Origin of the sequence: Longimicrobium sp. (genome assembly GCA_036377595.1) — a bacterium.
In the GTDB taxonomy this organism is placed as follows: Bacteria; Gemmatimonadota; Gemmatimonadetes; order Longimicrobiales; family Longimicrobiaceae; genus Longimicrobium.
The window spans coordinates 1-21,319 of record DASUYB010000068.1 but is presented as its reverse complement, the minus strand read 5'-3'; the positions used below and the strand labels follow the sequence as shown (position 1 = coordinate 21,319).

Here is a 21,319-nt window from a genome sequence, read left to right as displayed (position 1 = left end):
CTGGTTGTTAGGAACTCTAGTTCGGGCAAGTAACCCGCCGCAGGGCGGAACCGCTGCGGCTGTGTCGAAACAACGCTACCCCCCGCGCCGTACCCACCCTCACCGCTCCTTGCCGCCGTCCGCACCGGTCCTGAAATTGCGCACCCACCGCGCGGCTCTGGACGGACCCGAACGGGAACCACCCGATGTTCAACTCGCTCCGCAAGCTGCTTCGCCCCACGCTGCGCCAGCAGCTCGAGGACGGCGTGCGCGAGGCGCTCCGGCGCTACGCCGACCGCCGCACCGCGCCCGACCTGCGCGTGTACGTGTCCACCGACCTGGTGCCCGAAGGGATGAGCGCCGGGATGTTCGCGCGCGACGAGGCCGACCACCTGCGCCGCTTCGCCGCGCAGTGGGCGCAGGACAACGGCATCGCCCGCGCGGGGATCCGCGTGGAGATGGTGCTGCTCGACACCAAGCGCGAGTTCGCCTTCGTCAAGCCGCTGGGCCTGGTCGAAGAGGCGCAGCCGCAGGCCGAGCGCCTCTTCGCCAGCGCGGGCGGCGAGCGGGCGCTGGTTCCCGAGCCGCCGCGCGCCCCGCCGCCGCAGCCCTACGCGCCGCAGCCGGCCCCGCTCGCGCAGCCCGCGCCCTTCGCCCAGCCGGGCGCGGGCGTCCGCGGCGCGCTGCTGGAGGTGGTCAGCTCCGAGGTGTGGCGCGATCCCCTGCGCATCGACGGCGAGATGACGGTGGGGCGCAAGCCCGACGCGGGGGTGTTCGCGCTGGGCGACCGCTACATGTCCGGCCGCCACGCGCGCTTCCGCACCGTCGCCGGGCGGCTGTACGTGACCGACCTGGACTCGAAGAACCGCACCTTCGTGAACGAGCAGCCCATCGCACCCAACCAGGAGGTGGAGATGCGCCCCGGCGACACCGTGCGCATGGGGAACACCGTCCTCCGCCTGGCCCGCGTCGACTAGCGCCGTGGTCGCCGACACCCTGCTCAACTACGTCCTGCGCGGCCTCTTCTTCCTGTTTGGGGTGGGGGCCGTGCTGGGGCTGGCGCGCTGGCTGATCGCCGCCACGCGCGAGCGCCGCGAGCAGTGGGCGCAGCGCATCTCGCTGGGGATGGTGCTCCTGGCGCTCCTCTACGCCTTCGGCCACGCGCGGCTGCTGTGGAACCGCGACGAGATCGAGCGCGGCCGGATGATGTACGCGCGCTTCGGCGATCCCCGCCTCGCCGAGATCAACCGCGCCGAGGTGCGCGGCTGGATCCGCGACTGCAGCGGCACCGACGGCAACGCCCTCGCCCGCTACGCCGTGCGCGAGGGCGAGGTGCGCCGCGTCTATCCGCTGGGCGAGGCGGGCGCGAACCTCGTGGGCGGCGGCGACAGCGCCGAGGTGCGCGACTACACCGTGGAGCGCGTGTTCACGAAGCGCCTGCGCCAGCCGCTGAACTTCGCCGAGCGCGGCGAGCTGCACCCCGCGGGAACCGACCTGCAGCTCACCCTCTGCGCGCCGGCCACCCTCCAGGCCTACCGCCTCCTCGAGGCGACCGGGCTCCAGGGGACGGTGATCGTGCAGGATGTGCAGAGCGGCGCGCTGGTCGCCTACGCGGCCAGCGGCACGGCCAGCCAGGCGCCGTTCGGCATCAAGCGCTACGCGCCGCCGGGCTCCGTCTTCAAGCTCGCGTTGAGCGCGCTCTGGTGGGACAGCGGCCAGCCCGACGAGCGCATGCCCTGCCCGTCGGAGATCAAGGTCTCGGCCAGCAGCCGTCCCATCCACAACTTCGAGAGCCACCAGTACGCCAGCCTCGAGGCGCCGCGCGAGATGCTGGTGGTCTCGTGCAACACCGAGGCGATCATGATGTCGATGGAGCTCAGGCGCCGGATCGGGCCCGAGGCGTACATCGACGGGATGGAGCGGATGGGCTTCGCGGTCTACGACACCGAGGCGCCGCGGCAGCCGCTGGACTTCTGGAACTCGGAAGACGAGGGGTGGATCCGGCGCATGACTCCCCCGCCGGCGCGGGTGAAGCTCCGGCAGGGGCGCCGCTACAACGCGTTCGAGTGGGCGCAGACGGCCATCGGGCAGGGGCCGGTGGACGTGACCCCCATCGCCATCTCGCGCTTCGTGGCGGCCATCGGCAACAACGGGGTGATGCTCCCCGTGACCCTGGAGCAGGACCGGCTGCGCGAGGTGGGCGAGGGGCGGCGGATCGAGGGGCGGCAGATCATGAAGCCCGCCACCGCGCAGAAGCTGATGGGGGCGATGCGCGAGGTGGTGGAGCGGGGGACCGGCGTGCGCGCGCTCCCCATCCTGCAGGGGAGCGGGTGGACGATGGGCGGGAAGACGGGGACGGCCGACGTGCAGCGCGGCCACATCCCCGACGGCTGGTTCGCGGGGCTGATGTTCGACCCCTCCGGGCAGCCGCGCTACAGCGTCACCGTCTACCTGCGGAACGGCGGGCAGGGCGGCCACTCCGCCGCCCCCGTGGCCGCCATGATGACGCGGTGGATGGCGCAGCAGACCGCGCTCCAGGCGCGGGCGCAGTCCCGCGGCGACTCCGCCGCCCCCGTCGCGCCGTCCCCCCGCGCGACGCCGGTCCGGCCGACGGAGGAGTCCGATTCCGTGCTCACCCGGGGAGGGCGGTAATGGCGCTGCGCGACGTCTTCCGCCGCCGCTCCGGCGGCACGGCCGCGGCCGGCGGACCGGTGGGCGTGGCCGTGCACGTCAGGCCGCACAACGTCCCCGGCGCCGAGGCCTCGGGGCGCGTGTTCCCGGCGCCGATCTGGTGGGGGCTGCTGCTGGCGGTGGTGTTCTACGTCCTCTCCCACCTCTCCATCATCTGGGGCGTCTGGCCCGTGCATGGGACGAGCCCCGGCGCGGGCGGCATCCTCCTGCGCGACCTGCTGGCGCTGGCCGCGTGGGGGATCGTGATCCTGGTCCTCCGCAAGGCGCACTACCGCGGCTCGTGGGGGATCGTGGTCCTCCCGGTGATCATCTTCTGCCTGAGCCGTCCGTCGCAGTTCCAGGCGTTCACCGACCCCGCGTACCAGGCGCGCGGCGCCGCGCGGGCGCACGCGAACGATTTGAAGGCCACGCGCTCGCGCCTGTCGACGATCGACCGCGCCTACTCGGAGGAGCGCAAGGAGGTCGTCTACCAGGGGACGCCGCCGCCGCTTCCCGATCCCTTCAAGACGGCGGTGGGACAGGAGACGCGGGGGTTCGTCGCCAAGGCGATGACCTACTTCCCCGTCTTCATCGCCCCGCTGATCGTGCTGGTGGGCTACCTGGTGATCGCGCGGCAGACGTGGCTCCTGCGCTGGATCCGCGACCGCAGGCTGATCGTCTTCATCCCCGCCATGCTCCTCTTCTTCGGGCTGGCGATGGTGCCGAGCGCGCGGGCCACGGGGAAGGTGGCGGGGACCACGCCGTGGGAGCTCCTCCTCCCCTTCCTCGTTGCCACCTGGGCGGCGGTGCTGGCGGACGACGCGTACAACCTCGCGCGTCCCGGTGCGGTGGTTTCTCCACGAAGACTGGGGATGCTGGTGCTGTACGGCGGGCTGCCGATCATCCCCTTCCTGCTGATCCACGAGCTGGGGCTCAGCATCGTGCTGGCCACGTCGTTCGCGGCGATGCTGCTGGTCGGCACGCGGCGGGGATGGTGGGCGGCGCTGCTGGGGGTGGTCTGGATCGTCCTGGTCCTCCTCGTGTTCCGGACGGACACGCGCTCGCAGATCCGCGCGGGGCTGGCGTACCATCCCTACCGCGAGCTGTCGACGATGGCGCCGGCGGAGCAGCAGAAGTGGGCGGACAAGGTGCACCAGATCAAGCTCTTCGACGCCAACGTGCTGGAGGGCGACTGGCTGGGCGACGGCCCCGGCCGCGGCCACGGCGAGACGGCGCCCAACGCGGCCGACGACGGCTTCTTCACCCTGGTGGCCGCGCAGTGGGGATGGGCGGGAGGGGTGGCGCTGGTGCTCGTCTACACCGTATTTCTGGTGGAGCTGCTGACCGCCGCGGTGCGCGAGCGCGGCGCGTTCGAGCGCTGCATCGTCACCGGGCTGTCGATGCTGATCGCGGTGCCGTTCTGGCTGGCGGCGCTGGGCGACATGCGCATCATCCCGCTGACCGGCGTGGCCGCGGCCTTCGCGGCGCACGGCGGGGCCAAGCTGCTGGCCAGCGCCTTCGGCGTGGGGGTGATCGCGGGGATCAGCCACAGGAGGACGGAGGAGACGCGCATGGCCGAGGTGCTGGCGCCGCCCGAGGAGCGGGCGCGGGCGGAGGCGGACGGGATACGGGTGCGATGAGCGTGGAATCTCCGGGGCCGGTGCGGGCGTACGGGATGGTGTTCGACGTGGCCGGCGCCACCGCGCAGGGCCCGCGCGCCGAGAACCAGGACGCCTACTCCGTCGCGAAATTCCCCCAGCTGGGCCTCGTCGCCGTCGCGGACGGGATGGGCGGGCAGCGCGCGGGTCGCGTCGCGGCGGAGACGGCGATCGACGCGGTGACGCGCGCCGCGCCCATCCGCTCGCTCGACGCGGCGCGCTACGCCATCCGCTCGGCCGACGACGCGGTGGCGAAGACGGCCGGCGGCGATCCCGCGCAGATGGAGGGGATGGGCGCGGCGCTGACGGTGATGGCGCTGACGCAGGACCGCGCGGGCGACGTCGGCTGGCTGGTGGCCAACGTCGGCGACGTGCGGGTGATCAGCCGCTCCCCCGACGGCGTGGTGCGGCTGGAGACGCGCGACCACACGCCGGCCTTCGCGCGCTGGGAGGCGGGCGACATCGCGCTGGACGAGATCCCCGACAGCCCGGGCGCCAACCGGCTGCAGCGCGCCGTGGGCCACGGCGGCGAGGCCGACACGACCTGGATCCCCGTCCGCGCGGGATGGACCTTCCTGGTCCACAGCGACGGGGTGACCAAGGCCATGCGGCTGGACGAGCTGGGCGACGCGATGGCGCTGGGCTCCTCCTCCGCCGCGTGCGAGGCCATCTCGCGCAAGGTGGAGGAGCGTGGGCCGGACGACAACTACACCGCCGTGGTGGTGCGCGTGCTCCCGGACGACGGCGGACCGCCCGCCGGCGAGGCCACGCTTCCCAGCCCCGGCCGCCCGGCCGCCGCGGCGGCGTCCGAGGACCGGACCGTCGATCGCCCGCGCGCCGTGGCGGCGGAGACGCGGCGCGGACCCTTCAACCCTCCCGACGACGTGAGACCTGGACGCTCGCCGCTGGGCGCCATCGGCGCCGGGGTGGCCGTGGTGGCGCTGGTGGCCGCCCTGTACGGCGCGATGACCGGCGCGAAGGCGCGGGGCGAGGCCACCGCCGCGCGCGCCGAGGCGGCCGCGCTGCGCGCCTCGCTGGACTCGCTGGCGGCGCGCGTGCCGCCCGACACCGCGGGCCGGCTGCCGGTGACCGCGGCCGACAGCGGCGCGAAGGCGGCGCCGCCCGCCGCGCCCCCCGCGCCGCCGCCGGCTCCCCGCACCCCCACTGGACGATGAGCGAGCTCCTCCCCGGCTCCGCCGCCGCCGACACCGAGCCGCTGCTGGACACGCTGCTGCGCGAGGCGGTGCCCGAGATCAAGCTGGCGCTGGGCGACCTGATCGACCGCGAGAACCAGCGCGCCATCCCCGACCGCTACCAGAAGATGCTCCCCGAGAGCACGCTGGTGGTGACGCTGCGCCCCGACGCGGCCGAGGCGGTGCAGCCGGTGGCGGCCGAGCTGGAGCGCGAGCTGACGGACAGCTGCATGCGCCACGGCTCGCTGTACGACCGCTTCTACAAGGTCCGTTTGCGCGCGGCGCCCAACCCCGGCGCGCCGCTCTTCCGCGTGGCCGCCCGTCGCGGCGACGAGCCCGAGCCGGAGCTGTTCGTCGCCCGGAAGAGCGAGCCGGAGCCGGCCACGCAGATCGCCTCCGTCCCCAGCGGCCCGTCCACCTCCGCCGTGGCCGCGGCGGCGGCGGAGAACGCGACGGTGATCGCCCCGCGCCCCGCCGAGCCGCCGCCGCCCACGCCCGCCGCGCCGCGCGAGCAGCCGGCCGGGCCGTCGATCGACCCCGACGCCACGCGGCTGGACGGGATCGCGGCGCCGCCCGAGCCCGCGCATCCGGGCGCCGACGCGGGGGCGGGGACGCGCTTCGTGGCGGATCGCTTCGCGGTCGTGGTCGAGAGCGAGGAGGGCGAGGAGAAGGAGCGCTTCGGCATCCCCAAGCCACTGACCACGGTGGGGCGTCAGACGGACAACCCCGCGCTGCGCAGCGACGTGGCCATCACCGACGCGCCGCACGTGAGCCGCCGCCAGCTGGCGCTGGTCTGGGCGCCGCGGGGGGACCGCGTGGGCTTCACCGTGTACAACGTGGGGCTGAACCCGCTGCACGTGGGCGAGCGCGAGGTGCCCGGCGCCAACGCCAAGGGCGAGCTGGAGCTGGGCGACCTGATGATGAACCACACCGAGTGGGTGGCCCCCGGCGCGGAGATGGTGATCGGCGAGCACGGCCCGGTGCTGCGCATCGTCGACACGCGCGAGGCGGCGGACGACGCGGGGCAGCGCGAGGTGGAGATCGATCCGGACGCCACGCGGTTCGGGTGACGACCGGGCGGGACTGGGATCGTCGCGGGGAACTGACGCCGGCGCCTACGCGGCGCGGAAGCCCTCTCCCCCCGGCCCCCTCCCCCAAAACCGACTGGGGGAGGGGGAGACCTCAGCACGGTGACTGGCTTCGGCGCTCGCGGGAAACTCGTTTCTTCACCCTCCCCCCAGTCGGTTTTGGGGGGAGGGTCGCGCGAAGCGCGGGGAGGGGGGCGCGGATGCCGCGTCCGCGCCGTTTTTCGTAGATCCGGGCAGTTCAGCAGTCGCAGACACTCAGAGGAACGACAACATCGTCTCGGACTCGCAGAGCCAGGTGAGATGGCAGGCATAGAATCGCTGCTCCGTGGGCGCGTGCTGGGCGACCGCTACCGCGTGGAGGAGGTGATCGGGCGCGGCGGGATGGGCGCCGTGTACCGCGCCACCGACGAGCGGCTGGGGCGCCCCGTGGCCGTGAAGGTCATCACCGCCGTGGCCGCCGACGCGGAGACCCGCGAACGGATGCGCGCCCGCTTCCGCCGCGAGGCCGCCGCCGCCGCCCGCCTGCCGCATCACCCCAACGTCGTTCCCGTCTACGACTACGGCACCGACGCCGAGCTGGGGCTGGACTACATCGTGATGGAGCTGCTGCGCGGCCACGACCTGGCCTCCCGCCTGCAGCGCTCCGGCCCGCCGCCCATGTCGCTCGCGCTGCGCATCCTGCAGCAGGCCGCGCGCGGCATCAACGTGGGCCACCGCCTGGGCGTCATCCACCGCGACGTGAAGCCGGGCAACATCTTCCTGGCCGAGGACGGCGACCCCGGCGAGGTGCAGGTGCGGGTGCTGGACTTCGGCATCGCCAAGGTGGTGGACGAGGAAGACACGCAGACCGCGCTCACCCGCGACGGCCGCGCGCCCCTCTCCCCCGCCTACGCCAGCCCCGAGCAGCTGCGCGGCGACGACACCCTCACCCCCGCGGCGGACGTCTTCTCCCTGGGCGCGGTCGGCTGGCAGCTGCTGACGGGGGAGAAGCCGTACACCGAGGCGGACCGCAACCGACTCTCCATCGGCCAGTCGGTGCCGCTCCCCTCGCTGCGCACGCGCAACCCGGCCGTCCCCGCCGAGGTGGAGACGGTGATCCGGCAGGCGCTCGACCACGATCCGTCCGCGCGCTACCCCAACGCCGGCGCCTTCGCCGATGCGGTGGAGGCGGCGCTGCGGCGGATCGAGGGCACCGCGGCCGCATCCGCCGTCCCCGCTGTGTCCGGCCCGGTGGTCGCGACGGACGAGGACGACGACCGCACCGCCGTGGCCGCGGACGAGGGGACGGTGCTCGCCCCGCGCCCCGTCGCCGGCGCCGCGGCGGCGATGGCCGGCGCGGGGGCGGCCGCCGCGTCGCGCCCGCTGCCGCCCGCGCCGGTGGGCGTGCCGCCGCGCTCGGGGCCCGCGATCCCCCCTCCGCGCCGGCGCATCCAGCCCGAGCCGAGGACGGGGACGCACCCGATGGTGTGGGTGCTGCTGGTGCTGGCGCTGGTGACCGCGGCCGCGGCCGTGTGGTACGCGTCGTCGCAGGGCGGCCGCGGCGCCGACGACAACCCGCTGGCCGGGCTCCCCGACTCGGCGCAGAAGGACACGACCAACGCCGACACGCTGACCGCCGCCGACGCGCCGCGCGTGGACCAGCAGGGACGCGCGCTGCTGCAGCAGAACCAGTTCGAGCAGGCGGCGGACTACTTCCGGCAGGCGATGGAGCTCGATCCCACGCGCGCCGACTACAAGGACCACTTGGGGTTCGCGCTGATCAAGCTGGGCCGGTTCGAGGAGGCGGCCACGCTGCTGGAGGACGCCATCCGGCTCGACCGCAACTACGACCTGTCGTACAGCCACCTGGCCGACGCGCGGCTGGCCACGGGCGACACCATGGGGGCCGTGGTCGCGCTCCGGCAGTTCCTGCAGATCAGCGTCAACCAGCGCGACCGCGCCATCGCGCAGCAGAAGCTCGACGCGCTGCTGGCGCCGCCCGCGCCGCCGCCACCGCCGGTCGACACCGTGGCGCCGCCGCCCGCCGACACCACGACGCCCGAGCCGGGCGACACCATCCGCATCGCGCCGCCGCGCTGACGAACGTGCGCCGAGAGGTGGCGGTGCGGGGCGGGGGACGGGTGGAGCTCGCCGCGTACGGCATCGCCGACGCGGAGCACCAGGTGGAGAAGGAGCTGGGGGAGATCTGGCCCGGCGCGCGCGTGGAGATCGTGGAGGTGGCGCGCACCGATCCCGCGCCGCGCATCGTGGAGGAGTTCGCCGTGCGCTACCGCCTCCGCGCCACCGTCCCGGTCGACGTGGAGGCGGAGGCCGATGCCCGCCGCGCCGCGCTCCGCCTGCTGCACGAGCGCTTTACCGGCACCCGCTACGCACGCATCGCCTGGGACCCGGTGTAAAAGGCTGCATTCGGCAGGGTTTCACACAGAGGCACAGAGACAAAAAGAGAGGCACGGAGGAGTTCTCCGTGGCTCTCTTTTCTCTCTGTGTCTCTGTGTGATTTCTTCTACTCGATCGCGCGGCCGCGCAGGAACTTGATCGCCTGGCCGATGACGGCGGGGGCGAGGGCGAAGGGGACGATCAGCAGCCAGTCCGCCGCGTTCGGGGTGGGGAGGCGGAGGATGGACGGCAACGGCTGGACGTATGCCGCGGCGAGTTGGAGCGCGAGCACGCCGATCACCGCCGCCAGCGCCCACTTGTTGCGCGTGATGGCGTCGCGGGTGAGCACGGGCGAGCTGCTGCGCGCGTTGCCCAGGTGGAAGAGCTGCCCCAGCGCCAGCGTCTGGAACGCCACCGTTCGCGCGTGCGGTACCGGCAGTGTTCCGAGCGCGATCCAGTACGCGCCGAGCGTGCACGCGGTGATCAGTAATGCGTAGAGGCCGACGGAGAGGAGGAACGGCCGCGACAGGATGGCGGCGCGCGGATCGCGCGGCGGGCGGCGCATCACGTCGGCGTCGGCGGGCTCCACGGCCAGGGCGAGGGCGGGGAAGGTGTCGGTCGCCAGGTTCAGCCACAGGATCGGCAGTGCGAGGAGCGGCGCCGGCAATCCCGCGAGCCCCGCGATCAGCAGCACCAGCACCTCGGCCGTGTTGCAGCTGAACAGGTAGAAGACGAAGCGGCGGATGTTCGCGTACACGACGCGCCCCTCCTCCACCGCCGCGGCCACCGTGGCGAAGCGGTCGTCCTGCAGGACGACGCTCGCCGCCTCCTTGGCCACGTCCGTCCCCCGCAGCCCCATGGCGACGCCGACGTCGGCGCGGCGGAGGGCTGCGGCGTCGTTCACCCCGTCGCCCAGCATGGCCACGACCTCGCCGGCGCGGCGGTAGCCATCTACCAGCCGCAGCTTGTCCTCGGGGCTCACGCGGCTGAACGCGCCGGCCTGGCGCACGCACTCCAGCCACTCGTCGCCCTCCAGCGCGCTGATCGCCGCGCCGTCGAACACCCCCTCGCCGCCCGCGACGATCCCCAGCTCGCGGCCCACGGCCTCGGCGGTGGCGCGCTGGTCGCCGGTGATCATCACCGTGCGGATCCCCGCGTCGCGCAGGGTGCGGATGGTCTCGGGGACGCCCTCGGCCGGCGGGTCCATCATCCCCGCGAAGCCCAGGAAGGTGAGCTCGCGCAGCGCATCCGCGCCCGGCGCCGCGACGCCATCCTTCCACGCCATCGCCAGCACGCGCAGCCCCTGAGCGGCCATCGCCTCGTTCTCCTCGCGGAGGCGGCGCCGCTCGTCGTCGCCCACCGCCCGCTCGCCGTCCGCCGTGGCGAGGCGGGTGCAGCGCTCCAGCGTCCGCCCCGGCGCGCCCTTCACCGCGGCGAACGCCGATCCGTCCGCGCGGCGGTGGAACGTCGCCATCAGCATGCGCTCGCTGGAGAAGGGGACCTCGCCCGTCTCCGGCGTCTCCGCGCGCAGCGCCTGCCGGTCGACGCCGGCCTTCGCGGCGGCGGCCAGGAGCGCGCCTTCGGTGGGGTCGCCGCGGACGATCCATCCCTCGTCACCCCGCACCAGCTCGGCGCGGTTCGCGAGCACGGCGGCTGCGAGGAGGCGGCGGAGGACGGGGTCGGCATCTCCATCCCCATCCCCTTGAATCTCCCCCTCGGGCGCGTAGCCGATCCCCGTCACCGCCCACCGCCGCCCCGGCGCGCGCAGCTCGGTGACGGTCATCTCGCCGCGGGTGAGCGTTCCCGTCTTGTCGGTGCAGACGACCGTCGCCGAGCCGAGGGATTCGACCACCGGAAGGCGGCGGATCAGCGCGTGCCGCCGCGCCATCCGCCGCACGCCGACGGCCAGGGCGATGGTGGAGACCGCCGGCAGCCCCTCCGGCACCGCGGCGATGGCGAGCGCGATCCCCGTCTCCAGCGTTTCCGCCAGCGCCGCGCCCTGCAGCCAGTCGAGGAGCGCCACCGCGGCCGCCGCGGCCAGCGCGATCCAGACCAGGCGCTTCCCCAGCTCGTCGAGCCGGCGTTCCAGCGGCGTCGGCTCGATGGAGACGCCGGCCACGAGCGTGCCGATCTTTCCCACCTCGGTGCCCATCCCCGTGGCGAAGACGACGGCGCGCCCGCTCCCCGCGGCGACGAAGGTGGAGCGGAAGACGAGGTTGGCGCGCTCGGCCAGCGGCGTCTTCGGGGGGAGCGCGCGGCCGGGATGCTTGCGGACGGGGAGCGACTCGCCGGTGAGCGGCGCCTCGCTGGTGACCAGTTCCGCCGCGTCCAGCAGGTACGCGTCGGCGGCGACCATCGCCCCCGCCTCCAGCGCCAGCACGTCGCCGGGGACGACCTCGCGCGCGCCGAGCTCGATGCGGCGCCCGCCGCGGATCACCACCGCGTGGGGGACTTCGAGGGAGAGGAGCGCCTCCATCGCCCGGTTGGCGCGCAGCTCCATCACGAAGCCGAGCGCGGCGTTGAGGACCAGGACGACGAAGATGGCGATGGATTCCGCGCGGTCGCCCATCACCAGCGCGATGGCCGACGCGGCGATCAGCAGCCAGATGACCACGCCGCGCAGCTGCGCCACGAGGATGCGCCACGCGGAGACGGGCGGCGCGGCGCGCAGCTCGTTGGGCCCGTGCGTGGCGAGCCGCGCCTCCGCCTCGGCCGGGGATAGTCCCTCGCGGCCGGTGCGGAGGCGCTCGAGCGCGTCGGCCGGCTCCAGCGCGTGCCAGTCCGCGGCGGGGAAATCGGGCATCACATCATTGATCAATGGGACATCCAGCCGTATGTCATCCTGAGGGAGGCGCCGCGTCGAGCTCGTGTCCGCACGGGAGTTGGGCGCCGACCGAAGGATCTACTCAACCCTCGCGGAGAGTTTGGCCCTTCGAGCGGACATCCGGCCCGCCACGCAAGATCCTTCGGGCGCGCAGGCCCTTGTGCGAACGCGATTTCAGTGCTCCGCGCCCTCAGGATGACACCGGGAGGTGTTTCGGAATCCCGGGTTCAGCCCGGGATGCTGCGGCGTGCCGCGTCGCACTCCTCGCAGCCGTGACCGGGGGGATGGAGGAAGACGAGCGATCGCGCGCCAGGTGCTCGCGCGCAACCTCCACGATCTCGCGCGAGCGCGCAAGCCGCGCGTGCGCGTGGCCGACGCGCCCCTCGCGCTGGAAGCCGCGCCCGCGCAGCCATCCGTCCATCATCGCGAAGCGCTCGCAGCAGTGGTCGTTCTCGCCGTACTCGATGCGCGCGGGCCGCCCGTCGCGCAGCACCGTGCACGCCTTCGGCACGCGGTAGGGGACGCCGGCGATCAATTCGGCGAGATGGAGCGTGGTGTCCGCGTCGTGGTTTACGCCGAGGAGGAGCACCTGCCCGTCCAGCTCGTGCACGCGGCCGGCGGGGCTCTCGGGGATGTGCGGCGGGAGGGGGAGCGGGTCGCGCACGATCTCCGCCGCGCGCGGGCCCGCCGCCGCGAAGGCGAAGAGGTAATCGCTCCGCCGCACGCCGGGGAGACGCCAGAAGGTGTCGGCGACGACGCCGAGATCCTCCGCCGCGCGCGTCGTGGCGGGGTCGAACAGATGCTCGTCGTCGCCAGTCCATGACGGCATCGCCAGCGTGCCGTCCGGCCCGAGCGCATCCCGCAGCGCCGCGATCAGCCCGCGCGGCCCATCCTCCACCGGCCGCACCGCGCGGAAGGAGGTGTGGACGAGAAGCACGCCGCCGCGCTCCACGCCCAGCGCCCGCAGCTGCGCCGCCACCTCGGCGATGGACATCTCCGCCCGCCCGGTCCCCGTCTCCGTCATCCGCTCGCCATCTCCCGAAGCCGCAAGATCGCGTCGCCAGCGCGGACGCCCGCGCTGGCGACGCACATCGTCTCCCCCGAAGAATATCACCGGCCCGCGAGCCGGGTCAGGGCAGCGCCGGCTCGGCCGTGGCCGCGGGAGACTGCTTCGCCGCCGGCTCGGCGCGCCAGACGCGCGGCGGGACGAGCAGCACCGGGCAGGGCGCGTTGCGGGCGACGCCGCTGGCGGTGCTGCCGACGAGCGCGCGCTTGACCATCCCGTAGCCGTGCGTGGCCATCACCACCAAGTCCGCGCCGCCCTGCCCGGCGCAGCGCACGATCTCGCGGTCCGGCCGGTCGCCGAAGAGCAGCTCCTCGGACACCTGCACGCCGGACGCGCCGCCCGCGCGCCCGAGCGCCGCCTCCACCTCGCGGTTCATCCCCGGCAGCACGGTGGCGCGGTCGAAGGGGAGGCCGGTGGGCGCGAGGACGCGCGGCACCACGTGCACGATCTCCATCTCCACCGTGGGGAGGGGGAGCGCGCCGTCGTGGCCGCCGAGCTCCGCGGCCCACCCCAGCGCCACGTCGAGCACCGCGCCGCTGCGCTCCGAGAGGTCGATGGGCACCAGGACGCGCCGGAGCGGCGTGCGCAGCGGCGCGCGGACGATCAGCACGGGGACGTCGACGGTGCGGATCACGCGGTCGGCGGTGGTGCCCAGCATCCCGATCTCCAGCCGCCGGCGGGTGTGCGCGCCCAGGACGATCACGTCGGCCCTGACGGCCGCCGCGTAGTCGGCGATGGCGCGCGAGGCGGCGTAGACGTCCAGCCGGGTCGAGGCCACCTCCACGCCGGCGGGGACGGTGCGCACGATCTGCTCGGCCATCGCCCGCTCGCTGTCGTCGATGCGCGCCTGGAAGGTGGTGGGGTCCACCGGCGCTTCGAAGTACGGCGTTTGCGGGAAGTCGAACGCGTGGACCACGTGCAGCGCGGCGCCCGAGCGGCGGGCCAGCGCGGCGGCGGCGCGGAGCACCTCGTCGCACGCGTCGGTCAGGTCGGTGGCGGCCAGGATGGTGCGGATCGGAAGCATGGGACGGCTCCTGCCCGGGAAGTGCGTGAGTGCGTCAGTGCGAGGGTGCGCGAGAATCCGCGCTCGCCGCACCCTCACGTTCGGAGGATGCGGGAGGATGGGGGATCGGGATTCGGTGGATGCGTGTGGGGCGGTGGCGGTGGGCGGTGTAGGGAGATTGGGAGATTCCCGACGGTTGGGATAGGACGGGAGTGGCGCTCGGGTGACGGGCGGGACGGGTTTCGCGACGGGCGGGTAAACCCGCGGCTGGAAGATTGGGAAGCCTGCTGCGCAGGCTGGCGATGGTGCAGGTGAAGCCTCGCGCGGTTTGCGAGGCTTTTCGTGGTTGTTGCCGCGGGTTCACCCGCCCGTCGAGAACCCGATCGCCACGACGCAGGCGGGCCCGCGGACGATGCGTCCGCGGGCCCGCATTCAGCACTCAGCACTTCGTTACTTCACCACCAGCGCCGTCACCATCCCGAACATCCCCATCTGGGTCTCGGCGTGGGGGAGGATGTGGCAGTGGAACGCCCACGTCCCGGGGTTGTCGCAGTCGATGATCACGTCCCAGCGCTCGCCGGGGGCGATGTTCAGCGTGTCGCACTTCCAGGGCTGCGGCTGCGGATAGCCGTCCTTGTGCGTCACCAGCATCGGCATCCCGTGCAGGTGCATGGGGTGGATCATCATCCCCTCGTTCATGAAGCGCACGCGCACCTTCTGCCCCTTGTTGGCCACGATCGGCTCCGTCGCCGGGAAGCCCTTGCCGTTCAGCGTGTAGCCGTGCGACCCGTCGTTCAGGATCATCACGTAGTCCACGTCGGCGTGGTGCGTCTCGCCGCCGCGGGGCTCCACGATGAAGGCGCCCAGCAGCCCCATCGGCACCTGCTTCGAGGAGTTGTGGTGCGAGTGGTACATGTGCGACCCCGAGTTCGGCACCGTGAACTCGTAGGTGAAGCTCTCGCCCGGCTTCACCGGCGGCTGGGTGATGAAGGGCACGCCGTCCATCCCGTTGGGCAGCGACACGCCGTGGAAGTGGATGGCGGTGCTCTCCTCGAGCTTGTTGGTGAGGTTGATCTTCACCCGGTCGCCCTCCTTCACGCGGATCTGCGGGCCGGGCACCTGGCCGTTGTACGCCCACGCCTCCACCGTCTGCCCCGGCGCCGTTTCCCACTGCAGCTTCTCGGCGGTCAGGTCGTAGACCTTCACCCCGTTCTCGATGCGCGGCTGCAGCGGCTGGTTTCCCTTCCCCCTGGTCGCCGCGGGAAAGCTCTTGATCCCCGCCTCGTGGTGTTTGTCCATCTCGTCGGCCGCGGCGCGGATCTCGGCCGGGCTCTTGGGATGCGGCGCCATGGTGCCGCCGCTGGCGTCGCTGTCGTGCATGGCCGCCGGCGCGGCGCCCGCGGCCCGCGCGGGGGCCTGGGTGCGGCCGCCTTCCGCGTTCTTGCAGGCGGCCAGCGCGCTGGCCACCGCGGGCACCGCCAGGCCCACCGCGGCGCCGCGCAGGAAGTCGCGGCGCGAGCGCGTGACCGGGGCTTCGTTCTGGCCGGGGTTGATCGTCTCCGACATCGGTCTCTGCTCCGTTGGAAAATCTGAAAGGGCCGCGCCGCCGTCTCTTCCCGGCGGACGGGCCCGGGCTGGTCGGTCGCTCAAACGGCCCCCAAGCTACGGAGCGCGCGGCCCCACATCTGTCGGGGAAGCGTCGGCACGCGTGGTGGGTCCAGCCCTCGCGCGCCGCAGGGAGCGCCACCACGAAAGGCCAGGGAGATGTAGGGAGATGCCGGACATCCCGTTGATCTCTCACAGAGGGCACAGAGAAAAAAGACGGGAGCCGCACCAGCCCTCCTCCGTGACCTCTGTGCCCTCTGTGAGAGACCTGTTGTTCAGAGGCCGGGATAAACGAAAAGAGCCGCCGGATCGCTCCGGCGGCTCGTACGATCTTTCCCGATCCGTGCTTACTGGATCGTCAGCGTGCCCTTCATCCCCGAGGGGGCGTGCGGGTCGCACTGGAAGTTGTACGTGCCGGCGTCCATGCCCGCCGTCGACACGTCGAAGTTCTGGCCGGCCGTGCTCAGGTACGTGCCCGGCGCGGGCGGAAGACCGGTCTTGCCCGGGTTCTCCGCCGGCACGAACGACACGTTGTGCACCGCCTTGCCGTCGGTGATGAAGCGCACGGTGTCACCCTTCTTCACCGTCACCGCGGCGGGCTCGAAGTGCCCCGACGCGCCGTCGGGCGTGGTGACCATGTGCACCTCGACCACGTTCCCTGCCGGAGCCGGCGCGGGCGCCGCCGCCGGGGCGGGCGCGGCGGCCGGAGCCGCGGCCGCGGTGGTGGTGTCGGTGGTCCCCGCGTTGCCGCCGTTGTTGTTGTCCCCACCGCCGCACGCGGCCAGCAGCGCCACGACGCCGAGCAGCGGGAGCCGGTTCGTCATCCGCATCTACGTCTCCTCACGAGAGTTGCGTTCATTGGGTCCTGCACCTCCGGAGGAATTCCCCCCGGAAAGCCCGCCAATCTACCACGCCCCCTCCAGCGCGACAATCAGCGAAGCTCCCCGCACCCGCGTGGGGAAAACCCGTACCGGCGCGGGCTCACGGGCGGGGCAGATCCCCACTCTGTCACAGCCCCAGCGCGGCCCGGATGGTGGCGGGGATGCGCTCCGGCGTCCACGGCGGGCTGAAGGTGAGCTCCACCTCGGCGCTCTCCACGCCGGGCACGCCCTCCACCGCCTCGCGCGCCTGGTTGACCAGCTCGCCGGCGACGGGGCACATCGGCGAGGTGAGCGACATGGTCACCTCCACGCGCCCGCCGTCGATCTTCATGTCGTAGATGAGGCCGAGCACCACCAGGTCCAGGTTCAGCTCCGGGTCCTTCACGGTGCGCAGCGCTTTGCGGATCTCGGCTTCGGTCGGCATCTCGAAAACAGGTGCGTGAGTGCGAAAGTGCGAGAGTGCGAGAGTGCGTCTCGCGGTCGGCCTCTGTACACCGCATCCGCGGATCGGAGCGGACGCCGGCCCCGGCGAAGTCCGCGAAGGCGGACATCGTCGCAACGAACAGTCTCGCCCTCGCGTCTCGATACGATGCGGATCACGCCCTTCGCACGCGGTTGCAGCATACGCCGCGTGGACAGGAGCGGCAACGGCGCGGAGCGTCGCTTGCAGGCGCGGGGCGGGGTGCCGATCTTGTGACACCCCGCAACCGGGCGGGATCGGGACCGACGGCTCGGAACGACGATGGCCAACGAGGGACGCGGCATCCGCCGCATCGCGATCAACACCGGGGGCGGCGACGCGCCCGGGCTCAACGCCGTGATCCGCGCCGCCACGCTGGCGGCGCTGCACGAGGGGTGGGAGGTGCTGGGGATCCGCCGCGGCTACATGGGCGTGCTCGAGCCCGAGGTCGACGGCGAGGCCGGCGTCTTTCCCCTCAACGCCCACGCCGTGCGCGGCATCGCCCACCTGGGCGGCACCATCCTGGGCACCACCACGCGCGGCAACCCCTTCGGTCTGGAGGTCCGCCAGCCCGACGGCACCTGGGGCAAGGTCGACCGCTCCGACGAGATCGTCGAGGCCTTCCGCCGCCTGGAGATCGACGCGCTCATCGCCATCGGCGGCGACGGCTCGCTGGGCATCGCCCACGCGCTGCACCGCAAGGGGCTGCCGGTGATCGGCGTTCCCAAGACCATCGACAACGACCTGCGCTCCACCGACGTCAGCTTTGGCTTCCAGACCGCGGTGGAGGTGGCCACCGACGCCATCGGCCGCCTGCACAGCACCGCCGAGTCGCACCAGCGGGTGATGGTGGTGGAGGTGATGGGGCGCCACACCGGGTGGATCGCGCTGGAGAGCGGGATGGCGGGCGGCGCCGACGTCATCCTCATCCCCGAGATCCCCTACCAGCTGGACAGCATCGCCGAGAAGGTGCACGAGCGCGACCGCCACGGGCGCCGCTTCAGCATCGTGGTGGCGGCCGAGGGGGCCAGCCCCGCCGGCGGGCAGCCCAGCTACGCCGACGCGACCGGCCGCTACGGCGGCATCGCCGACCGGCTGGCGGCCGACATCCAGGCGCTCACGGGAAAGGAGACGCGCCCGCTGGTGCTGGGCCACATCCAGCGCGGCGGCAGCCCCATCGCCTACGACCGCAACCTGGCCATGCGCTTCGGGGCGGCGGCGGTGCGCTGCATCAAGGAGGGGAGCCTGGGAACGATGGTGGCGCTGCAGGGCGCCCACGTGCGCGCCGTGCCGCTGGCCGAGGCCATCTCCGCTATCAAGCGCGTGCCGCTGGACGACGACCTGGTGGTCTCCGGCCGCCAGCTCGGAATCTCCTTCGGCGACTGAGTCTCCCGGGATGGCATGGGTGACGGGCGGCTGAAGCAGCGACCGCACCGCCGCCAGCCTGCGCAGCAGGCTTCCCAGTGTTCCAGCCGCGGCTTCAGCCGCCCGTCCCGAGACGACGAAACGCCGAACGGCGATCGGCGCGCCCGCGGGCAAGTTGCACGGAGTCGATGCGATCCGTCCCGCGGCGATGCACGGGCGGCGGACGACGTTTCGGCCTCGCGGTGCGCACCCCCTGCGCGAACGGACCGCAAACGTTATTTTGGTGCCGCCCGTTCGATCTGCTTGCGCGGAATGAGGTTCCACGCACTCCAACATGCCTCTCGCGGCGCGCCGGAAGTGCGTAACGGCCATCCGGATGTGACGCTGGACAGGTGTTCCCGTACGGGAACATGGCCGTTGGAACAGCGAATGCACGATTACGGGGCGCCGGCCCTCCGCCGGATAATCACGCCCCGACGCCCACCCACCATGCACGTCGCCACACAACCGAGCGTGCAGCTCCCCGAGCTCCGGCCCGACGCCGGAACCTGGCCGGCCGCGTCCGACATCGCGGACCTGTTCGCCGCCATCCCGCTGCTGGCGCCCACCGACGAGGTGGCCGGCGCCTGCGTCGAGGCGGTGCGCACCGTCGCGCGCTGCCGCTGCTCGCTCGCAGTCCCCACCCGCCCCGTTCCCCTGTCCGTGGGCGACGAGCGCGAGGGGTTGCGGCCGCTACTGCGCTTTCCCGCCCCCGGCGGCGAGGGCGAGCTGTGGATGCCCGAGGACCTCGCGCTGCCGGACGAGGTCAAGACCGCGCTCGAGCGCCACCTCACCCGCGTCTGGCAGGTGCAGGAGCTGCGCGCCGGGCAGGCGGCGGAGCTCGACCAGCTGCGCTTCCACCTCACCGCGCTGCAGCAGGTGGCCCGCACGCTGGCCGTGGTGCGCAGCCTGGAAGAGACGGAGCGGCTGGTGCTGGACTCCGTCGGCGAGGTGTTCTTCGCCTGGTGGGCCGCGCTCTACCACACCGAGGGCGAGCAGTACACCTGCCGCGCGGTGCGCTCGCTGCGCGGCGAGTCGGTGGCCTACGCCATCCCCGCGCGCGTGGTCCGCTCCGTGGCCATGCCCGGGCAGCCGCCGGTCGTCCCGCCGCAGGACGCGGAGATCCGCGACCACGTCCCCGCCGAGGTGGCCGTGGTGGCCCCGCTCGACTTCGGCGACGGCGACGCGGGTCTGCTGATCCTGGGGCGGCGGATGACCGAGGCGCCCTACGAGCAGCACGACCTGGCGCTGCTGCGCGCGCTGGCCGACTCGTCCGCGATCGCGCTGCGCAACGCGGAGCTGCTGGACCGGCTGCGCGCGCAGGCGACGATCGATCCGCTCACCGGCTGCCACAACCGCCGCGGCTTCGACGAGATCCTGGGGGTGGAGTTCGCGCGGGCCAAGCGGTACGGCCGGCCGCTGTCGCTGGTTCTGCTCGACATCGACCACTTCAAGACCGTGAACGACCAGTACGGCCACGAGGTGGGCGACAACGCGCTGCAGCGCATCGGCCGCGCGGTGCGCCACACCTTCCGCAACACCGACAGCGCCTGCCGCTTCGGCGGCGAGGAGTTCGCGCTGATCTTCCCTGAGACCGGGAAGGAAGAGGGGGTGCGCTTGGCCGAGCGGCTGCGCGTGCTGATCGAGACGCTCCCGCCCAACGCCGAGGTGCCGCGCTCGCTGACGGCCAGCTTCGGCGTCTCCGCCTTCCCCGACGACGGCAAGGACATCTCCGCCCTCATCCGCGCCGCCGACCGCGCCCTCTACACCGCCAAGGCCAACGGCCGCAACCGGGTGGAGCAGGCGTAGGCCTCTGGTTGTGAGCACGCGTCGCCACTTGGTTCACCAGCCCCGATTCGTTATCGTGCTTTCGTGATGTGCCACACATGACGGAGGTGTGATCGATGCCGCGCCAAAGCCCTGCTCCCGAGAGTGGCTCCCAGGAGACGAGCGCGTCCAGCGTGGAGGCTCAGGGAGATCGTTACGTGTGGGATGCGCTCGAACGACGCCTGACGTACGGGTGGTTCGTCGGCTTGCCGCGCGCACGCGATACTGCGTTCGAGATGATCCTGGGTGAACGGCGATACGGGTTCTCGGCGGTCGAGCGGCTGAAGAAGTCCCTGGTACCGAAGTACGTATTTGCGAGAAAACGCGGGTCCACTTCCTGCGGCGGCGACGATCCTCTGTCGGACGAGCATCTCCTTTCGGAGGAGGCCGGTCAGCTCGAGTCTGCGCTGGGTGAGCTTCTGGACTGCGCGATCGATTCCGAGAAGCGGACCGGTGCCGCGATGGAGCGGCTTGCGGGAACGCTGGCGGAGATGCGCGCATGGGTCGCGGAACGACTGGAGGCGGCACCGAGCGCGGCGGGTGCCTAGATGGGCGTCTTCGGCGGAGTGGGAAACAAGATCGCCGAACTCGCGCAGGAAGTGATCTCGAACAACGCGAAGTTCGAATCGCTGGAGCGGACGACGACGATCACACTCGGTGACTTCAAGACCCTGCTTCAGCGGTTCGAGGACCGGCTCCACGCGATGGAGATCCGGCACGTGCAGGAAGTCGCCGGCTTGGCTGCACAGATCAAGGTGCTCGAAGGGCGGCTCCACTCGTTGAGCGAGCAGGCATTCCACGCGGTCGCGGAGAAGACGATCCGCGACATCGCCAAGGATACGGATGGTCGTGCGCCGACGGTCACCCCCGAGGTGATCCGGCTTCCTGTCGGCAACGAGGCTGTCGACCCCCGCTGACCGGAGCATTCGTGGCCATCACCCCCAAGCAGCGCGCGTACCTGAAGAGCCTGGCGCACCACCTGAAGCCGGTGGCCTACATCGGCAAGGAGGGGGTGGGCGACGCCTCCATCCGCTCGGTGCAGGAAGCGCTGAACACCCGCGAGCTGATCAAGGTGAAGGTGCTCGAGGCCTCGCCCCTGGACGTGCGCGAGGCCGGCGCCGAGCTGGAGCAGCGCATCGCCGACGCCCAGCTGGTGCAGACCATCGGCCGCATCGCGGTGCTCTACCGCCGGCACCCCGAGAAGCCTGAGATCCAGTTGCCGTAGGGAACAGAAGTGCGGAAGTGCGTGAGTGCATGAGTGCGTCGGATCCCGAGCGGACCCGAC

At 72.7% G+C, this 21,319-nt stretch carries 18 protein-coding genes; 12 read left to right on the top strand and 6 right to left on the bottom strand.

Features of this window, described 5'->3' with window-relative positions; translation table 11 throughout:
- Positions 1–185 precede the first annotated feature (185 nt).
- From VF092_09645 to VF092_09615, 7 genes are all read left to right on the top strand, one after another.
- Positions 186–956, top strand: a complete 771-nt coding sequence (locus tag VF092_09645) for an FHA domain-containing protein (protein ID HEX6747538.1) — start codon at positions 186–188, stop codon at positions 954–956.
- Positions 957–960: 4 nt separating this feature from the next.
- Complete coding sequence (locus tag VF092_09640) at positions 961–2,631, top strand: penicillin-binding transpeptidase domain-containing protein (protein HEX6747537.1); 1,671 nt, start codon at positions 961–963, stop codon at positions 2,629–2,631.
- Complete coding sequence (locus tag VF092_09635) at positions 2,631–4,289, top strand: FtsW/RodA/SpoVE family cell cycle protein (protein HEX6747536.1); 1,659 nt, start codon at positions 2,631–2,633, stop codon at positions 4,287–4,289. The genes VF092_09640 and VF092_09635 overlap by 1 nt, the downstream gene beginning before the upstream one ends.
- The gene (locus VF092_09630; protein ID HEX6747535.1) at positions 4,286–5,482 is read left to right on the top strand and encodes a PP2C family serine/threonine-protein phosphatase; all 1,197 of its coding nucleotides are present in this window, start codon (positions 4,286–4,288) and stop codon (positions 5,480–5,482) included. Before VF092_09635 ends, VF092_09630 begins: the two co-directional genes overlap by 4 nt.
- Positions 5,479–6,570 carry a hypothetical protein gene (locus VF092_09625; protein ID HEX6747534.1) on the top strand — a complete coding sequence of 364 codons (1,092 nt, stop codon included), beginning with the start codon at positions 5,479–5,481 and terminating at the stop codon, positions 6,568–6,570. The genes VF092_09630 and VF092_09625 overlap by 4 nt, the downstream gene beginning before the upstream one ends.
- Positions 6,571–6,888: 318 nt before the next feature.
- Positions 6,889–8,667, top strand: coding sequence for a protein kinase (locus VF092_09620; GenBank protein ID HEX6747533.1), 1,779 nt, complete (start codon positions 6,889–6,891; stop codon positions 8,665–8,667).
- A gap of 5 nt (positions 8,668–8,672) precedes the next feature.
- The gene (locus tag VF092_09615) at positions 8,673–8,984 is read left to right on the top strand and encodes a hypothetical protein (GenBank protein HEX6747532.1); all 312 of its coding nucleotides are present in this window, start codon (positions 8,673–8,675) and stop codon (positions 8,982–8,984) included.
- Positions 8,985–9,091: 107 nt separating this feature from the next.
- Here the strand turns inward: VF092_09615 and VF092_09610 are convergent, their stop codons facing one another.
- The 6 genes from VF092_09610 to VF092_09585 form a co-directional block, all read right to left on the bottom strand.
- Positions 9,092–11,767 carry an HAD-IC family P-type ATPase gene (locus VF092_09610; GenBank protein ID HEX6747531.1) on the bottom strand — a complete coding sequence of 892 codons (2,676 nt, stop codon included), beginning with the start codon at positions 11,765–11,767 and terminating at the stop codon, positions 9,092–9,094.
- 211 nt (positions 11,768–11,978) lie between these two features.
- Positions 11,979–12,812 (bottom strand): AAC(3) family N-acetyltransferase, encoded by an 834-nt coding sequence (locus VF092_09605; protein ID HEX6747530.1) that lies wholly within the window; start codon positions 12,810–12,812, stop codon positions 11,979–11,981.
- Between the two features lie 106 nt (positions 12,813–12,918).
- Positions 12,919–13,878, bottom strand: a complete 960-nt coding sequence (locus tag VF092_09600) for a universal stress protein (GenBank protein ID HEX6747529.1) — start codon at positions 13,876–13,878, stop codon at positions 12,919–12,921.
- A 429-nt stretch (positions 13,879–14,307) separates the two neighbouring features.
- Positions 14,308–15,423 carry a multicopper oxidase domain-containing protein gene (locus tag VF092_09595; GenBank protein ID HEX6747528.1) on the bottom strand — a complete coding sequence of 372 codons (1,116 nt, stop codon included), beginning with the start codon at positions 15,421–15,423 and terminating at the stop codon, positions 14,308–14,310.
- A gap of 386 nt (positions 15,424–15,809) precedes the next feature.
- The gene (locus tag VF092_09590) at positions 15,810–16,292 is read right to left on the bottom strand and encodes a plastocyanin/azurin family copper-binding protein (GenBank protein HEX6747527.1); all 483 of its coding nucleotides are present in this window, start codon (positions 16,290–16,292) and stop codon (positions 15,810–15,812) included.
- Between the two features lie 178 nt (positions 16,293–16,470).
- Positions 16,471–16,767: a metal-sulfur cluster assembly factor gene (locus VF092_09585; GenBank protein ID HEX6747526.1), complete on the bottom strand. Its 297-nt coding sequence runs from the start codon at positions 16,765–16,767 to the stop codon at positions 16,471–16,473.
- A gap of 318 nt (positions 16,768–17,085) precedes the next feature.
- Here VF092_09585 and VF092_09580 point away from each other — a divergent pair, with 318 nt between their 5' ends.
- The 5 genes from VF092_09580 to yhbY all read left to right on the top strand — a co-directional run bounded on the left by VF092_09580 (position 17,086) and on the right by yhbY (position 21,259).
- Positions 17,086–18,189: an ATP-dependent 6-phosphofructokinase gene (locus tag VF092_09580; protein HEX6747525.1), complete on the top strand. Its 1,104-nt coding sequence runs from the start codon at positions 17,086–17,088 to the stop codon at positions 18,187–18,189.
- Between the two features lie 468 nt (positions 18,190–18,657).
- Positions 18,658–20,016, top strand: a complete 1,359-nt coding sequence (locus VF092_09575; GenBank protein ID HEX6747524.1) for a sensor domain-containing diguanylate cyclase — start codon at positions 18,658–18,660, stop codon at positions 20,014–20,016.
- 176 nt (positions 20,017–20,192) lie between these two features.
- Positions 20,193–20,582: a hypothetical protein gene (locus tag VF092_09570; protein HEX6747523.1), complete on the top strand. Its 390-nt coding sequence runs from the start codon at positions 20,193–20,195 to the stop codon at positions 20,580–20,582.
- The gene (locus VF092_09565; protein HEX6747522.1) at positions 20,583–20,951 is read left to right on the top strand and encodes a hypothetical protein; all 369 of its coding nucleotides are present in this window, start codon (positions 20,583–20,585) and stop codon (positions 20,949–20,951) included.
- A gap of 11 nt (positions 20,952–20,962) precedes the next feature.
- Entirely contained in the window at positions 20,963–21,259 is a 297-nt protein-coding gene (yhbY, locus tag VF092_09560) for a ribosome assembly RNA-binding protein YhbY (GenBank protein HEX6747521.1), read from the top strand.
- Positions 21,260–21,319: the final 60 nt, after the last annotated feature.

Excerpts from the sequence above, each read along its gene's own strand:
- VF092_09645 (HEX6747538.1), top strand. The coding sequence starts at position 186 with ATGTTCAACTCGCTCCGCAAGCTGCTTCGCCCCACGCTGCGCCAGCAG.
- VF092_09635 (HEX6747536.1), top strand. The coding sequence starts at position 2,631 with ATGGCGCTGCGCGACGTCTTCCGCCGCCGCTCCGGCGGCACGGCCGCG.
- VF092_09630 (HEX6747535.1), top strand. The coding sequence starts at position 4,286 with ATGAGCGTGGAATCTCCGGGGCCGGTGCGGGCGTACGGGATGGTGTTC.
- VF092_09625 (HEX6747534.1), top strand. The coding sequence starts at position 5,479 with ATGAGCGAGCTCCTCCCCGGCTCCGCCGCCGCCGACACCGAGCCGCTG.
- VF092_09620 (HEX6747533.1), top strand. The coding sequence starts at position 6,889 with ATGGCAGGCATAGAATCGCTGCTCCGTGGGCGCGTGCTGGGCGACCGC.
- VF092_09610 (HEX6747531.1), bottom strand. The coding sequence starts at position 11,767 with ATGCCCGATTTCCCCGCCGCGGACTGGCACGCGCTGGAGCCGGCCGAC.
- VF092_09605 (HEX6747530.1), bottom strand. The coding sequence starts at position 12,812 with ATGACGGAGACGGGGACCGGGCGGGCGGAGATGTCCATCGCCGAGGTG.
- VF092_09600 (HEX6747529.1), bottom strand. The coding sequence starts at position 13,878 with ATGCTTCCGATCCGCACCATCCTGGCCGCCACCGACCTGACCGACGCG.
- VF092_09595 (HEX6747528.1), bottom strand. The coding sequence starts at position 15,423 with ATGTCGGAGACGATCAACCCCGGCCAGAACGAAGCCCCGGTCACGCGC.
- VF092_09590 (HEX6747527.1), bottom strand. The coding sequence starts at position 16,292 with ATGCGGATGACGAACCGGCTCCCGCTGCTCGGCGTCGTGGCGCTGCTG.
- VF092_09585 (HEX6747526.1), bottom strand. The coding sequence starts at position 16,767 with ATGCCGACCGAAGCCGAGATCCGCAAAGCGCTGCGCACCGTGAAGGAC.
- VF092_09580 (HEX6747525.1), top strand. The coding sequence starts at position 17,086 with ATGGCCAACGAGGGACGCGGCATCCGCCGCATCGCGATCAACACCGGG.
- VF092_09575 (HEX6747524.1), top strand. The coding sequence starts at position 18,658 with ATGCACGTCGCCACACAACCGAGCGTGCAGCTCCCCGAGCTCCGGCCC.
- VF092_09565 (HEX6747522.1), top strand. The coding sequence starts at position 20,583 with ATGGGCGTCTTCGGCGGAGTGGGAAACAAGATCGCCGAACTCGCGCAG.